The organism is Bartonella sp. 220B (assembly GCF_026930205.1).
Lineage (GTDB): Bacteria > Pseudomonadota > Alphaproteobacteria > Rhizobiales > Rhizobiaceae > Bartonella.
On record NZ_JANHOI010000009.1, the window covers coordinates 25281 to 41838 of the forward strand.

Below are 16558 nucleotides of genomic sequence, written 5' to 3' on the forward strand. Positions count from 1 at the left end.
TGTCTCTTTCACGTGAACATCTATAAGCTGAAAGATGTTTCAATACTCTCTCACACATGAAAAAAGGAGACAGACTTCATTTAAAACGCTGGAAATCTTAGAGAAATATCCAAGGGGCGATATTTCATTCGAAAAATTTAACGCTCTTACCGCCCCCCCTACATGATAAGGAGATAATAATGCCAAAAGCAAAATTTAAAAAAACAGGTGTAGCATCCACAGCGCCTTCTCCTGAACATTATATGTATCCTAAAAGCAAAACACTCAAAAATAAATATGGAATAAAAGACCTTGATGCCTTTACTGCACGATGTGCGCATGATTCAGCAAAGGCAATGATCAATCTTCGTGAAGAACCTTTGCCGGAAATTTTTGATAGTGCTTATCTATGCTCTCTGCACAAATGCTTATTTGCAAATACGTTTGAATGGGCAGGCCACACTCGCAATATTCCCTTCGTACTTGCAGATGGCACTTCTGCCGTCGCGCCAGTAATGAAAAAAATAACGCATTTTGCAGTCGGTAGCGAATTACAAGAAAATCTCAATACCTTAGATCAAACACTCGCCACGAAGAATAATCTGCAGGGTTTATCGTGCAAAGAATTTGCTCATGAAGCAGCAGAACTTTTTGCCTCTCTCAACTATACCCATCCTTTTAGAGAAGGCAATGGACGCACACAACGGATCTTTTTTGAAAATCTTGCCAAAGCAGCAGGGCATCAGCTTGACTTTTCGCTTGTAACAAAAGAACGCATGTTGGTTGCCAGTGTTGAAGCAATACAAAATGGCAATCTAGAGCCTATGAAATATCTGTTTGAAGATATCTCTCATCCAGAAAAAGTACTTCTTTTAAAAGAATTCATGGACAACACAAAAGAGAGTGGGCGCAATGTTAATGATCGCCCTGTTATGGTTGCAAAGGAAGGCGAAACATACACGGGTCTCTTTAGAGGTATGGGGGTTGAAGGTTTTGCATTCAATGTGAAAGGGGCTTTCATTATCGGCAACAAAGAGCACCTCACACCAGAACAACTAAAAACATTAAAATCCGGTGAGATGTTCACCTTTACAGTGCCAATGGCGCAAAAGCTTGAACAAATTCTCATTCCAGAAGAGACACTAGCCCCTTTGAGCAAAAGTGAACTTTCTGAAAAAATTGCAGAGGATGCCGGTGTCCACACCTGCCGAAAACAAATCCAATGTTTATCAAAAACCATTTATGGCAGCTCAAAAAGCTTAAATGAAAAGATGGTGGAGATTATTAAAAATCCAGAACTTGGGCAACAACTTTCGGATCGGATTAACAGATCTCCCAGTTCTGTTGCTAATCTCGTAGGTTTTGACCTCCTTTGTCTCAAAACTTCAGCGCGCGCCAATGCTGAAGCGCATGTTGAAACACTCTGTTGTGCAATCGTAAATTTTGCCTATGCTGTAAAACATGCTAAAAAGGAAATTACGCAAGAGCATCAAGCAGAACAAAAACGTCGCGGACAAAAAGTAGCAATACCAAGTAAAGACTTGCAAGATCTTCTCACCTTACCAAAAGAATTGCAGCAAGAAGCGTTAGAAAATGATCCTTCCCTTCAAAAAGAGCTCTGTACTCTTGTAAAAAATATCAATAGCCGTCTCTCATCAGCCGAGCATAAAGCCGTCAGGGATGGTGATCATGGGACACTCGCGAAAAGCCTTGGTGTCTCAGAACGTAAAGCACAGGAAATTACAGCAATCGCCACGCAAGCCAGAGAAGTACACCAACAAACGCAAACACGCACGACATATCGTTCAAAAGCGCTTTCTATGGCGAGCTAAACCGTTTGGACCCTGTTTCCTTCATTTACCCCCATAGCTGAGAGATGTTCTAACATTCTCACGCTCCTGAAAAAAGAAAGTTAACGAACACCTTATGACCACTTTTGAAATGATCCTTTTTGGCATACCCCGTAACTTTACATCATATCTCGATAACAACTGGATAAGACGACAATGAAATATAGCAAAATGCAGCTGGTACTTATTTTAGCACCAATCGCTTTAGGAACTTTAACGATATTCCTCGTTCCTCATTTGTTATTGTTTATCATCGATGGGCTGCAGGATAATCAAGTCTACTGGTATCTTCGCTCAGAACCTTTATTGATGCTCGTGCTGATTGCTACTGTTTCATTATTTTATAGCTTATCGCAAAAATTGCATCTACGTAAAGCGATCACGCTTGTCTCGGCTGTCTTTTTTGGTCTCATTGCTTTTTCCTACATTTGGAGTGAAATAAAACGCTTAAGTCCCTATGTTGGTCAACAAGGGATAACTTGGAGTTATGCCCTCCAATTCATGGATCCCATGGTTATCTTTGGTATTATTGGTGGCGTTTTTCTATTCGCAATTCAAGTTATGACACTCTCTCCACATACGAGCAAAATAAAGCGCGCCAAAAAAGGTGTTTTTGGAAATGCCTCATGGATGAACTTAAGAGATGCAGCCCGAATTTTTCCTGCCAATGGGCAAATTGTCGTTGGTGAGAGATGCCGCGTTGATCAAGACAGTGTACGCAATATTCCTTTTGCTCCTGGCGATAAAACAACATGGGGGAAAGGGGGAAAAGTGCCTTTGCTTACCTTCAATCTTGACTTTGGTTCAACGCACATGATCTTTTTTGCCGGTTCTGGTGGCTATAAAACCACAAGTACAGTAATACCAACATGTTTAACCTATCCAGGCTCTATTGTTTGTCTCGACCCTTCTACGGAAGTTGCACCAATCGTTAGATTTGCACGAAAAAAGATGGGCAATAGAAATGTTATTGTTCTCGATCCCAACTCTATCTTAACAAAAAATTTTAATGTTCTCGACTGGCTCTTAGACGAGAGTGTACCACGTACACAACGTGAAGCCAATATTGTGGGTTTTTCCAAATTGCTTCTTACAGATAAAAAATCAGAGAATTCTTCAGCAGAATATTTTTCGACACAAGCCCATAATCTTTTAACTGCTCTTCTTGCACATGTTATATTCTCTGATGAATATGAAGACAGTGAACGCAATTTAAAAACATTACGTGGAATTTTGTCTCAATCAGAAACGGCAGTTGTCAATCAATTACGGATGATTCAAGAAACAACCCCTTCTCCTTTTATTCGCGAAATGGTTGGTATTTTCACAGAAATGGCGGAACAGACCTTTTCAGGGGTCTATACAACTGCATCAAAAGATACCCAATGGCTTTCTCTGTCAAACTATGCTGATCTGGTTTGTGGAGATGATTTTTCATCCTCAGATATTACAAACGGAAATACTGATATTTTTCTCAATCTCCCTGCAAGCATTTTAAACAGTTATCCAGCGATTGGGCGGGTGATTATTGGTGCCTTTTTAAATGCCATGATTATAGCTGACGGAAACTACAAAAAGCGTGTTTTGTTTGTCTTGGATGAAGTTGATCTTCTTGGTTATATGAACATTTTAGAAGAAGCACGCGATCGTGGTCGTAAATATGGCACGTCCCTCATGCTCTTTTATCAATCCACTGGTCAGTTGGTCAATCACTTTGGAGAAGCAGGAGCACGCTCATGGTTTGAAAGCTGCTCCTTTGTGAGTTATGCCGCCATTAAAGACCTCCAAACAGCCAAAGACATTTCAGAGCGCTGTGGTCAAATGACCGTTGAAGTCGCTGGAACCAGCAAATCAAGAGGTTTGTCTTTGGGCAAGAGCTCTTACAACATCAATTATCAACAAAGAGCGTTGATTTTACCGCATGAAATTATTCAAGAGATGCGTCAAGACGAACAAATTATTCTTATGCAAGGACATCCCCCTTTACGATGTGGTCGAGCGATCTATTTTAGAAGAAAAGAAATGTTAGCGGCTGCTGAAAAAAACCGTTTTGCCCCACAAGCAAAGAAAAACTGAAAAATACCCTCTGGTCATGCGTATTCAGAGCAAAACAACAATACAAGAGAAAAAACGGATATCCTCTAAAAGCCCCTTCAATAAGGAATTTCTGTATGGACCCACAAAAAAACAATCATGAAGCAGAATTCTTGATCAGTGCTTTTATGCGTGTGATCACCAACACCAACGCCCATTATGACAGCGTCCATTATAAAAAGCCCCAAAACACCCAATGGCGATCACGACCACCCTATCTCTTCTTCAAACGCCTCTCAAAGAGCTTTTGAAGAAAGCAGCTTTGAAAGAAATGTTCTTGATGACAAGGATAAAAAGAAAGAAAAGAGATCTCAAAGAAGCTGTCCTCACGTACATGAAAAAAGTAACGTGCCTGCAAATAATGCGAACAAACCACCAATTCTTCTGCCAAAAGAATGATAAAAACACCATAAAACCGTTGATACAGCCAGCAGCACCTATACGGCGCTCTAGAATTGAGAGATTAAACCTCTCTCCCGAAAGGCTTGGAATCTCAAAAAAATACGCGAAGGGGGAATTTATCCACGAAGCGTTTCGCATGCTCATCCACCACCCACCCCCTAAACTTTAAGGAATAAAAAAAGATGTTGGAGCAAAATTACCTCTATAAAAATAGCAAAACACTAAAAAATAAATATGGTATCATGGACCCACAAAAACTGTATGCACGCTGTGCCCATGATACAGCCAGAGCAGCCGTGAATTTTCGCCTTGAACCACCCCCACGAAAATTTGATGCCGCCTATATAAAAACAATCCACTGGAGCCTTTTCTACAAGACTTTTGAATGGGCCGGACAAACCCGCGATCAAGCCTTTACATTTAAAGATGGGTCCACTGCTCGTATGCCGGCCATGCGACCAAAAGGTTATGAAACCCACTTCGCTGTCGGTTCACAAATTCAAAAAGAACTAAAACAATTAGAGCGAAGACTTAGCGCAAAAAACAATTTACGAGGTTTATCACGCCAAGAATTTGCTGAAGAGGCCGCTGAAGTTTTTATGGCACTTAATCACGCACACCCTTTCCGAAAAGGCAATGGACGTGTCAGTCGTATGTTTATGGAAAAGCTTGGGCAAGCGGCAGGCCATCAAATTGACTTTTCTGTTGTGACACAGCAACGCATGACGGCTGCCTGCGTTGAAGCAATGCAACATAACAATCCACAACTGATGAAAGATCTTTTTGCAGATATCACCCATCCACAAAAAGCATTTCTTTTAAAAGAATTCATCTCCCAAATGAGAAATTCTGGACTCCCTGAAATCAATAATCGTGTTGTTGTCGCAGCAAAAGAAGGTGTGACCTATGAGGGCATCTATAGAGGTTGTTCCGCAGAAGGTTTTGTTATGGAAGTGGATAGTGTTTTCGTCATCGTCCACAAAGATGATCTCACACCAGAGCAAGTGAAAACATTACAAAATGGCGACCAAATCTGCTTTGAAAAAACCAACGTGCAACATTTAAGAGAAAGTCTGATTCCAAAAGAAAACTTAGCACCACTCACAAATGAAGAATTATTCACAAAGGTTGCAAATAATCCTTCTGTCGAAATGTGCCGAAAAGAAGTCGAGAGTTTAGTAAAGACTGTTTATAGAAACCCAAGAACCTTAAACAGAGAGCTAGATATGATAGCAACAGATCCAGGCTTGAGCGAACAGATTGCGGAGCAAATTATTCAAAATCCAACATCCATTTGTAAGCTTGCAGGAAGAAAAGTACTTGGCATAAAAAGTCCTTCCCGCAGACAAGCTGAAGAGAAACTTTCAAATTTGAGTGAAGCATTCAGAACTTATTCCATAACGGCACAGCAAACAAAAGAAGACGTTCTAGAACAGCATACAAAAGAACAAAGTCGTTTGAGCCAACCTGTCGAAAAACCTGAGAGAGCTTTACAAAACCTTTTTGCTTTACCCCTCGAACAACAAAGAGAAGCCTTATCACATTCTACCGCGCTACAACAACAACTCCATGTTTTTTCGCGCCAATTACACAATCGTTTATCATCAGAGGAGCGTCAAGCCATACAACAAAAGGATTGTACAAGACTTGCTTGCCTGCTCGGTACATCGGAAAGTAAAGCAAAAGAAATCTCTCAAGTCGTGAAACTCACCAAAGAAGCTCAATGCCAAGCACGCACTCTTAAAGTCAGTCGTTCCTCATCATTGGCTCTGACCAGCTGAATATGAGCTGTCATTTTGCTTTTCTTAATCCTCTTTTGGCGCACATCATTTCCTCTCCATTGCGCCAAGGAGTGTTCCAAGATGTTACAAAAAAAATTGTATAAAAAGAGCCCCCGTAATTTTATATAACTTATTGATAAAATTTCACAAAAAAACTCTATAAAAGACACAAACATCCATTACCATGAAGGAGAATAGCGCATAATCTTTGGAGGTTATTCACATGAACACCTTATCTTTAGATAAAATCTGTCGAAGTATAAAGGTGGAGAATGCACCAAAGAGGTTTTCTAAATTTTGAAAGGAAACGTGCATGAAAAAACATCAACCCACCCCTCCTCCCTTTAACCCAGAAGAGCTCTACGCAAAGGTTAACAAACCAGATAGAGGGCAGCGTTCACACTCACAACCAGAAGTCGTTTACGCTGAGGTTAAACACCCGAACAGAGGTCAGCGTTCACACTCACAACCAGAAAATAATCCCTATGCCCCCCAAAAACCATTAAACCCAGAAAATGCCTATGCGGTACCACGTAGTGGGCCAAAACCCACACCATTAGTATCCCCCTATGCAGTAAGGGATCTAAAAGAGCTAGAAGGACAGCCAGACCCTTACCACTTAGAAAATCCTCTCTACGACGGCAATAGAGGGCAGCATCCCCCACGCCCACAATCAGAGCATCTCTATGCAGAGCTTGAATTTGGTCCACAGAGAGGACAACAGCCCTCCAAACCCGTAGAATCCGTCTATGCAACAGCTGGTATGGGAAGTGGTGGACCACAAGAAAATACCCTCTACCAAGGAGTGGAAAAAATAAGAAGAACATCACCTCCAAGAACCCAGCAAGATCTAGTGACTTCAGGGCTTGCGCAAAACCCAAATTTTCAATATGGTATACTAGAGGTCCAAGAATGGTGCGCCGTTGTTTATGGTAACAGACATGCTTTGAACGGCGATCTTGCTAAGATTCTTGCAAATCCTAGCCAAGGAGAAGAAGTTTTACAAAAGCTTTTAGAAAATCCTGAAAGCCATGCTAAGCTTGCGGGCCAAAAGGTATTTGGCGTAAAAAGCCCCGCCCGTCGAGAAGCAGAAGATGGCTTTCGTCCCCTTTGTGCCGCTCTTGAAAGACATATTCATACTGCACAAAAGCTACACAAAGATCTCACAAAAGGCTTGGAGAGAGGAGAGGGAAGTCCAGAACACGGGCATCACCACCATCATCATCACCGTCATCACCAACAGGAAAGAGGAAGAGAACGAGGCGCTCAACAGCAAGAGCAATCACGCAGCAGAACGCCTTCCCCAAAAGGAGCAATGGCTTATGCGATGTAAGTGTGCACATTAAAAACGCATAAAGTTTTCCTATTATGTGATCATTTGTTATTTTATTACTTTTTTATCTTATCTCTTGGCGCAATCGCTCTGTTTTGATTGCGCCAAGAATTGTTATGAAATGTGACAAAAAAGTTGTCTCAAAGAAATCCCGTAATTTATATAAGTTATTGATAAAATTTCACAAAAAAACTCTATAAAAGACACAAATATCCATTACGATAGTGACGTAGTACAAGTCTTTGGAAGCCCTTCACATTAATATCCCCTTTAAATTGATCCTTTGTATAAAAGCTTCAAATGATAAAGGTGGAGAGTGTGCCAAAGAGATTTTCTCAAACAATGATGAAAAGGAAACAAGCATGAAAAAAAACCAACCTCCTCCTCTACAGCTTTCAGTACAAGAACGCATAAAACGCTATGAACAAGCTGTCGCAGGACACACTTCCTCAGAGAACCTCTCCACGAACTCTGCTCCACAAAGAAAAAAACTGTCTCCTTCCTTAAAAGAAAAAGAACAAAAACACTCTGTAAAAAGCGCGACAGATCAAAATGAAGAGGAAACCCTCTACACAACAGCAGCTTCACAAACAGAAACAAGGGCACTCTCAGAAGCACAAATCATGCAGCTTCTTCCACACAGCCGATTGGTGAAAGCATATCAAGAGAAAATCCAACATTTGTGCAAAATTGTTTATGGCAACAAAAACATTTTACAAGAGAAAATAGAGGAAATTCAAAAAAATCCCGCTCTTGGAGAAAGCCTCTCATGGCAACTTGCAGCCCATCCGGAAAGTGTCTCTAAGCTTGCCGGTTTCAATCTCTGTGGCATGAAAACTCGCGCCCGCGAAAATGCAGAAGAAAATCTTTCTGCCCTTTGTGGTGCTGTTGCCTGTTATGGAGAGGCTGTACAATATGCGAGAGAAGATTTGTCGATAACCCCAGAAGCAGTCCTCACATATTATGAACAAACAATGGGCCGCGAGGCTGTAGCAAAAATCCTGCAAAGTTCAGACCAATCTGAAAGGGAGAATGCAGAAATTTCTAAAAATCCAGCGGTTACAAGATATCAGGAACGGGTCACATATTGGTGCAAAATTGTTTTTGGCAAATCGGATATTTTGGCAAACAAAATGGAGGAAGTTTTCCAGAATCCTGCTACGGCAGAGGAGTTGACGTGGCAACTTGCCGCATATCCGCAGTCTTTTCATAATTATGCTGGTGTGCACATGTGTGGCTTAAAAAATAGTGCCCGCAAACATGCTGAAGCAGGACTTTCCTCCCTAATTGACACCATTGACAATTATGCAACTATTGTCCATTTGCTAAAAGAAAACCTTGCACAGTCCCAACAACGGCAACAAAAGCCCCATGGCTCCTCTGCTGAACTGGCTCAAGGCGTTAAAATACAAAAAAACTTAACCAACCTCTCTAAACTTCCTGAATACTTATCATCCACCGTACATCATGAGGCGAGAAAAACCTCTCAACAGATACATGAAAGAACACAGGAGGCTCATTCTCGCCAAGCAACCGCACCCAAAACGATAGCTTTTGCCAGATAAGGGTAGATAAATTTGCGTTTTTCATGTTGTTCTTGGCGCGATTTCCGCAAAGCAGTTTGCGCCGAGTAGCATAAACTGTAAGGGAGAAGTTACATCAAAATTTCCTCATCATTTGATATAACTTATTCATAAATCTGCATATTAACAAATATTGATGATGATCTGTACGAAGAACACAAGGTCTTTTGCAAGTATTTTTAGTCTCCTCCATAACAAGCGATGAAAAAGCATCACGATGGAGAAAGGCGCGAAGGGGGATTTAAAAAGAGTGTAAAAGTTTGAAAGGAAACATGCATGAAAAAAAGACAACCATCCCCTTTTATAGCGAGCATGATGCAAAAATTTCAAGAACAGGGCGAACACTCTCCCGCAACACCAATCACCTCCAAAACTTCTCCAAAGGAGCAAGAACCACCTCTCCCCAAACGCCCAGAAGAAACCCTACGCACCAGAGCTGCTCCCCAAAGACCTCCGCGCGCAAGAGATAAACAGCAAAGCCAAACAACCACACAAGAAAGTGAAACTGCAAACATAAGAGTTGCTCCACAAAGACCTCCGCGCGCAAGAGACAAACAACAAAGCCAAACAACCACACAAGAAAGTGAAACTGCAAACATAAGAGTTGCTCCACAAAAACCACCACGTGCAAGAAGTATGCAAACAAATAGCACTTCATCTGAAAACAGTGAAGGTCTCTACGCATCGCCTACTCCATCTACTCCACCAAAAATGCGAGACAAGAGAGGCATGCAGACAAACAGCACTTCCTCTCAAGACAGTGAAAACCTATACGCAACACTTGCTCCACCTACTCCACCAAAAACACGAGACAGGAAAGGCGTGCAAACAAGCAGCATTTCATCTGAAGAACGTGAAGATCTATACGCAACACCTCCCCCCCCAAAACCACCACGTATAAGAAAAAAAGAGCAAAGCAATACAGCGACTCAAACTGTTGCTTCCTCAAGAATAACTATGTCTCTCTCGCAAGAGGAAATTATCCTCAAAGTGAGAAACAATACATTGGTTCAAACCTGTAGGGACGAAATCAAAAATTTGTCTCAAACTGTTTATGGCAACTCAGATATTTTTGAAAAAAAACTTGCAGAAATCGAAAAAAATCCCATGTTGGGACAAAGTTTTTCATGGCAAGTTGCAGGAAATCCTGCCCTTGTTGCCAGACTTGCTGGAAAACAAATTTTGGGTGTAAAAAGTAAAACACGCCAAGAAGCTGAAAAGCAGGTTTCATCCCTCTGTCTTGCCCTTGAAAATTATGCCGATATTGTAAAACAGGCAAAAGAGAACATTTCGCAGAGCCATCTAGGGAAACACACACGCCATAGAACGTCAATGGACCTAACTGAAATAGCTGAAGATTTACAAAATCCGCGTAAGCCTGAGCAAGAAATGGAATCCCTTTCCCATAAGGAAATTGCTCGCAGAGTTAAAAGTCATACAGCGGTCAAATATTGTCATGCAGAAATTACATATTGGTGTACAATTGCTTATGGTAACCCAAATGTTTTGCAGTATAGGCTTGAAACAGTTGAAAAAGCTCCTGCTGAGGGAGAACAGCTTGCATGGCAAGTTATAAATCACCCCGGTTGTTTTGGTAAACTTGCTGGTCACAATTTCCATGGCTTTAAAAGTAATACACGCAAACAGGCTGAAAACGCTCTTACACATCTAGGGAATGCTATTGAAGGTTATGCAGAAGCTATAAAACATGCAAAAGAACACATTTTAGAAAGCCATCAGGAAAAACAAAGACGCCATGCACATTCTCGCAGCCTAGAGAAAAGCTTGCAAAAACAGCAACTTTCATCAGAATCTCACAAACAGCTCGAGCGCTCGTCAGACAACATACAGCAAAAAACTGGTGAAACCTCTAGGCAAACAGACAAAAATCCACCAGACGTGCGACCACGAAGAACTGAAGCACAAAAAACAATGGCTTTCACCAGATAAACAGTTTTATTTTTCCTGCCCCTTTGGTGCAATCGACGCAAAATCATTGCACCAAAATCCTTGGTGCTGTTACGGAAAATATAAAATACCTCCGTCGTTTCATCAGCAAATTGCTAAAACTTCATCATAAAACTGCGCAGCCCATTTAAATGGGCTGAACATCCCCCTTCTTTACATTTGCAAAGCTTCACACGAGAAAAACGCAAGATATTTGTCTGCACGACAACGCCGCACCATGGCACTCCAGAGCCTATAAAACATGATCTTGAGAATATTTCCAGTTCAGAAGAATTGCTTGTTTTAAAGGAATTCAAGGAATTCTACGCATACCTTGAGAGAATTGAAAATGAGAGGATTGAATGAAAAAAATATCGTTTTACAATGATCATACAAAAAAGCCATCTAATCATGGCTCCTATGAAGGTTATAGACATGGGTTCATGATGAATATCCATAAGACGAACATCATAGGAAATAAAAAGCATCTCACACCAGAGCAACAAACAATCTTGACAATGGATGCTCCTTCTTTTTTTACAGCGCCACAGCCAAAAAATCTGCAAAACACATTTCCTCTAAAAGAAAAAAATATATCACCGCGCAATTTTTTTTATCCAAACAGTGTCACACTAAAAAATAAATATGGCCTAACAGATTATGGTAAATTACAAATGCAGTGTGCTCATGATTCAGCAAAAGCAATCATTAATCTGCGCCAAGAAGCACCACCACAAAAGCTAACATCAGCCTATCTCCTCTATATTCATAACACTTTATTTAAAAACACTTTTGAATGGGCTGGAAAAACGCGCGAGAAACCTTTTACCTTTAAAGATGGCACCGTTGCCTGTATGTCAGAAATGAAAAAAGCAAATATTTCTTTTGCATCAGGGAAAAAGGTCCAAGAGGGCCTTGAAAATTTAGACAGAACACTAACCGAGAAGAATAATTTAAAAGGCTTAAGCCGCGAAGCATTCGTTGAAAATGCTGCTGAAATGATGATACAGTTGAACTATACGCATCCTTTCAGAGAGGGCAATGGACGCACCCAAAGGATGTTTTTTGAAAAACTTGCTGAAGTTGCAGGTCACAAGTTAGACTTTTCTCTGGTCACCGAAGAACGCATGAAGCTTGCCAGTATTGCATCACTGCAATCTGGGGATTCAGAACCGATGAAGCATCTGTTTGACGATATCTCCAATCCAGAAAAAACGCTCATTTTAAAGGAATTCATGGACCACATGAAAAAGATTGGGGTTGAGAATATGAAAGAGCGTCTTGTTCTCACGGCGAAAGAAGAGGAAACCTATACAGGCTTCTATAGAGGTGGTGGCGCAAATGGCTTCATGATCGATGCTAAGGGTACTTTCATCATAGGGGATAAGAAGCATCTTGCACCAGAGCAATTGAAAACACTCAAAATTGGTGATGCTATGACCTTTACCGTACCCAGAGCTCAAGACTTACAACAAATACTCATTCCAGCAGAAAAAGTAGCGTCTCTCACAAAAGAAGAAATCATTGCAAGGATTAAAGAAGACACATCCATCCAAGCGAAGAAACAAGCAATCGAAGTTTTGTGCAAGATTGTTTATGGTAATCCGCATATTTTAGAGAAAAAACTTGAAATAATTCATGAAAATCCCCTTGAGGGTGAGAAACTAGCATGTCAAATTATAGAATTCCCTAAATCTATTTCTAAGCTTGCTGGTATCAACATAGGTAGCATCATCAATAACGCGCGTGCACGTGCTGAAGACAATATTTTACCCCTATGTATCGCCATTGATCGTTACGTGGATACTTTTAAACAAATAGAACAGGATATTCTGCAGGACCATTGTGCAAAACAAAAACGCTGTGAACAACCGGTAGAAGTCCCTAAAGAATGGATGGAAAATCTCTGCGCCCTGTCAAAAGAACAACAGCAAAAAGCCTTATCACAGTCTCTCGAACTCAGAGAAGAAATACGAGCTTATAGCGCAAAAATTAATGCGCGCTTATCACCAAGCGAGCATGAAGCAATAGAAGAAAAGAATTACGAAAAGCTAGCTAAAACTCTTGGTACATCATTAAGCAAAGCACAAGAAATTACAAAAATCGTTCAATCTGTAAAAGAGATACGACAGAGCATTCCCGATAAAGAGCTTTCTTGTCGTAGATTTAAAGAACACTCAACACCAAATCTGCACCAATCTATAAAAGAAAACCGTTTCAAAAAATACATAAAAATTTTTAACCCATCCGCAATTAAAGCAGAGAAAATAACAGAAATCATCTTGCGAGATAAAGCGATACAACAGAGCATTCAACCACATAAAGCTGAATATGCAAGGACAATATCCATCTAAAGGCACGCATAAATTTTCACTTTTTTCATTCTTTTTTACGCTGGATTATCGCTTTAAGAGAGCTCTGTCCCATTGATCATTTTCTTCCATAAAAGGAAAAATATCTAATCATGATTTTAAAAAGCAAAACAGAGAGCTTGAGAAGCAAAAAGATGCCTAAGAGATACCATATGGATAATAACGAGAAAAAGCAGCAACAGAGAGAATAATCCGTTTTATCCACTTTCTCTGCGTCTTTTTTATTCGTTACAGAGCTCCATATATTCAGCTTGAGAGAAAGAATTTTTATGTTGTATGGAAGTTCTCAAAGCTTTAACACAAAGGTAATAAGCATAATTTAAGACAGCTTCATGTAGTTTTGTTGACAGAAAGACAAACACCAGCATAAAACAGTTTAAAAGAGTATTTATTAACATTCTTACATTAATATGTTGATCAGATTTTTATGATCTGATGCGTTGTATTCATTTTTTATCACCTGTCCTTCATAATAAACCTGATATATTTTTATGATTTTAATTAAAAAATTTGCAACTGTTGCTTCTGGAACCCTGATGAGCCGTATTTTTGGCTTTATCCGTGAAATGTTAATGGCAGCCGCTCTTGGAACGGGTCCTGTTTCCGATGCGTTCAATGCGGCTTTTCGGTTTCCCAATACATTTCGCCGTTTTTTTGCGGAAGGCGCCTTTAACGCAGCTTTTGTTCCTCTTTTTGCCAAAAAAATTACCGAAGATGGTAGAGAAGCTGCTTGCAAATTCGCCGAAGAGGTGTTTGGCGTTCTCTTTTCGCTGCTGTTACTTTTAACGATTGCCATGGAACTCAGTATGCCTTTTTTGGTAAGAACAATCATAGCTCCAGGCTTTACAGAGGATGCGACAAAATTTAACGCCACGATTCATTTTACCGCAATCATGTTTCCCTATTTAACCTGCATGTCTTTAGCAGCCATGATGGGGGGCATGTTGAATGCCCTACGACGCTATTTTATCGCAGCCATAGCCCCCCTCTTTTTAAATATTATTCTCATCTGTGTGCTCGCCTATGCTTGGTTTTATCAACTTGATGCTTGGCATATCGGCCTCAATCTTTCTTGGGGTGTGTTAGCTGCAGGAATTCTCCAACTCACCCTCATCGCTGTTGCTTTGCGTCGCAGTGGCATGAAAATTCTCCTTCGCCGCCCCCATTTTAGTCCCAATGTTCGTAAGCTTTTAACTTTAGCCTTCCCTGCTGCCATCACAGGAGGAATCACGCAAATCAATTTGCTCATTAATACCAACATTGCTTCCAGCCAATCTGGTGCTGTATCTTCTTTGATGTATGCTGATCGCCTTTATCAACTACCCCTAGGTGTGATAGCAATTGCTATTGCAACTGTTCTTTTACCAGAATTGACAAGAGCTTTGCGCGGCAAAAAGCATGAAGAAACGCATGATTTGCAAAACCGCTCTATTGAACTCACCCTTTTATTAACGCTGCCTGCATCAGTTGCCTTTTTACTGCTCTCCACTCCCATTGTCAGTTTACTTTTTGAACGTGGACAATTTACCAGTGAGTCAACGCACCATGTTGCACAACTCCTTGGACTTTATGGATTAGGACTTCCAGCCTTTGTCCTCATTAAGGTGTTTATTCCCAATTTCTTTGCCCATGAAGACACAAAAACACCGATGATTTTCACCGGCATTTGTGTTTTCATCAATATCAGTCTTGCTTTAATATTATTCCCCATATTATCCGCTCCTGGCATTGTCATTGCCGAAATCACCTCTGGATGGGTGAACTTCCTTTTGCTTTGTGCTGTTCTCCTCAAACGTGGTTATTGGAAAATTGATGCACAACTGATAAAACGCATTGCCTGTCTGATACTCGTCACTGTTTTAAGCACGATGGTCCTTCATTATCTCCTAAATAGACTTGACTTTTTGTCTTTCCCTTTATCCTCACAAGCATCATTTTTCTTGCGCGCTAGCACGTTATCAGGGATAATGGTTTCTCTCTTCTTGGTCTATTTTAGCGCTTATTTTTTAATTGATACGCGTTCTTTTTTCCTCACCCTCAAAAACTTCAAAAAACGGCTCTAATATTTTAACTTGCTTTCAGAAAGGCATTTTGACACAAAACGCAAAAGAAATAATTTGATTTTAAGAAAGAACACTTCTATGGACACTTTCACACCGCTTGTTTTTTCTGGTGTACAACCGAGTGGAAACTTACATCTTGGCAATTATCTTGGCGCCATCAAACATTGGGTTGAGCTGCAAACATCCTATCATTGCCTCTACTGTGTTGTCGATATGCATGCGCTTACAGTGAATCCTGATCCCCTTACTTTGACTGAAACAACCAGAGCAGTCACGGCTGCCTTTTTAGCGGCTGGTATTGATCCGCAAAAACACATCATTTTTAACCAATCTCGTGTTTTCCAACATGCTGAACTTGCATGGATTTTTAATTGTATTGCTCGTATTGGTTGGCTCCAACGCATGACACAATTTAAAGATAAAGCGGGAAAAGATCGTGAAAAAGCATCCCTTGGGCTTTTTGCTTACCCAAGTCTGATGGCCGCTGATATTTTACTCTATCGTGCGACACATGTTCCAGTAGGCGAAGATCAAAAACAGCATGTTGAACTCACACGCGATATTGCACAAAAATTCAATAACGACTACGCTAAACGCATTGCGGATTTAAATTTTGCTGTTTCGATACCAATAGGTGAAGAAGAAAAACAAGGCTTTTTTCCCCTGCCAGAAGCCCTGATAGGCAAAACAGCGATGCGCATTATGTCATTGCGCGATGGTACAAAAAAAATGTCCAAATCAGATCCTTCCGATTTTTCGCGCATTAATTTAACCGACGATGCTGATCTTATTGCCAAAAAAATCCGCAAAGCAAAAACGGATTCCGTCCCTCTTCCCGATACACTAACAGCGCTAGAAGAGCGACCCGAAATCGACAATCTGCTTGGTATTTATGCTGCCTTTGCGCAAATAAGCAAAGAAAAAGCTCTTTTAGAATTTTCAGGGCAACAGTTTTCACTTTTCAAAACAGCCTTAGCAGACCTTGTCGTCCATAAACTTGCACCCATAACAGAAGAATTGCGTCGATTACATCAAGACAATGCTTATATTGACTCTGTTTTGCGTGATGGCGCACAACGTGCCAGTGCATTAGCAGAAAAAAATATGAAAAAAATCCGCGAAATTGTTGGTTTTTTACAGGATACATGAAACAA

The 16558-nt window shown here is 40.6% G+C and carries 10 protein-coding genes; all 10 read left to right on the forward strand.

Translation table 11 applies throughout. The features are described from left to right. Positions 1-179 precede the first annotated feature (179 nt). The 10 genes from NPX99_RS06595 to trpS all read left to right on the forward strand — a co-directional run bounded on the left by NPX99_RS06595 (position 180) and on the right by trpS (position 16553). The gene (locus NPX99_RS06595; protein WP_269031087.1) at positions 180-1811 is read left to right on the forward strand and encodes a BID domain-containing T4SS effector; all 1632 of its coding nucleotides are present in this window, start codon (positions 180-182) and stop codon (positions 1809-1811) included. A gap of 174 nt (positions 1812-1985) precedes the next feature. Then, on the forward strand, positions 1986-3905 hold the full coding sequence (gene traG, locus NPX99_RS06600; protein ID WP_269031088.1) for a Ti-type conjugative transfer system protein TraG: 1920 nt from the start codon (positions 1986-1988) through the stop codon (positions 3903-3905). 95 nt (positions 3906-4000) lie between these two features. Then, positions 4001-4174 (forward strand): hypothetical protein, encoded by a 174-nt coding sequence (locus tag NPX99_RS06605; RefSeq protein ID WP_269031089.1) that lies wholly within the window; start codon positions 4001-4003, stop codon positions 4172-4174. 333 nt (positions 4175-4507) lie between these two features. Continuing rightward, positions 4508-6106, forward strand: coding sequence for a BID domain-containing T4SS effector (locus tag NPX99_RS06610; RefSeq protein ID WP_269031090.1), 1599 nt, complete (start codon positions 4508-4510; stop codon positions 6104-6106). Positions 6107-6419: 313 nt separating this feature from the next. Further along, entirely contained in the window at positions 6420-7439 is a 1020-nt protein-coding gene (locus NPX99_RS06615; protein ID WP_269031091.1) for a BID domain-containing T4SS effector, read from the forward strand. Positions 7440-7801: 362 nt separating this feature from the next. Next, on the forward strand, positions 7802-9004 hold the full coding sequence (locus NPX99_RS06620) for a BID domain-containing T4SS effector (protein WP_269031092.1): 1203 nt from the start codon (positions 7802-7804) through the stop codon (positions 9002-9004). Between the two features lie 294 nt (positions 9005-9298). Continuing rightward, complete coding sequence (locus NPX99_RS06625) at positions 9299-10972, forward strand: BID domain-containing T4SS effector (RefSeq protein WP_269031093.1); 1674 nt, start codon at positions 9299-9301, stop codon at positions 10970-10972. Positions 10973-11331: 359 nt separating this feature from the next. Then, complete coding sequence (locus NPX99_RS06630; protein WP_442864052.1) at positions 11332-13323, forward strand: BID domain-containing T4SS effector; 1992 nt, start codon at positions 11332-11334, stop codon at positions 13321-13323. A gap of 509 nt (positions 13324-13832) precedes the next feature. After that, on the forward strand, positions 13833-15404 hold the full coding sequence (gene murJ / locus NPX99_RS06635) for a murein biosynthesis integral membrane protein MurJ (RefSeq protein ID WP_269031094.1): 1572 nt from the start codon (positions 13833-13835) through the stop codon (positions 15402-15404). Between the two features lie 78 nt (positions 15405-15482). Further along, complete coding sequence (gene trpS / locus NPX99_RS06640) at positions 15483-16553, forward strand: tryptophan--tRNA ligase (RefSeq protein WP_269031095.1); 1071 nt, start codon at positions 15483-15485, stop codon at positions 16551-16553. The last annotated feature ends 5 nt before the right edge of the window (positions 16554-16558 follow it).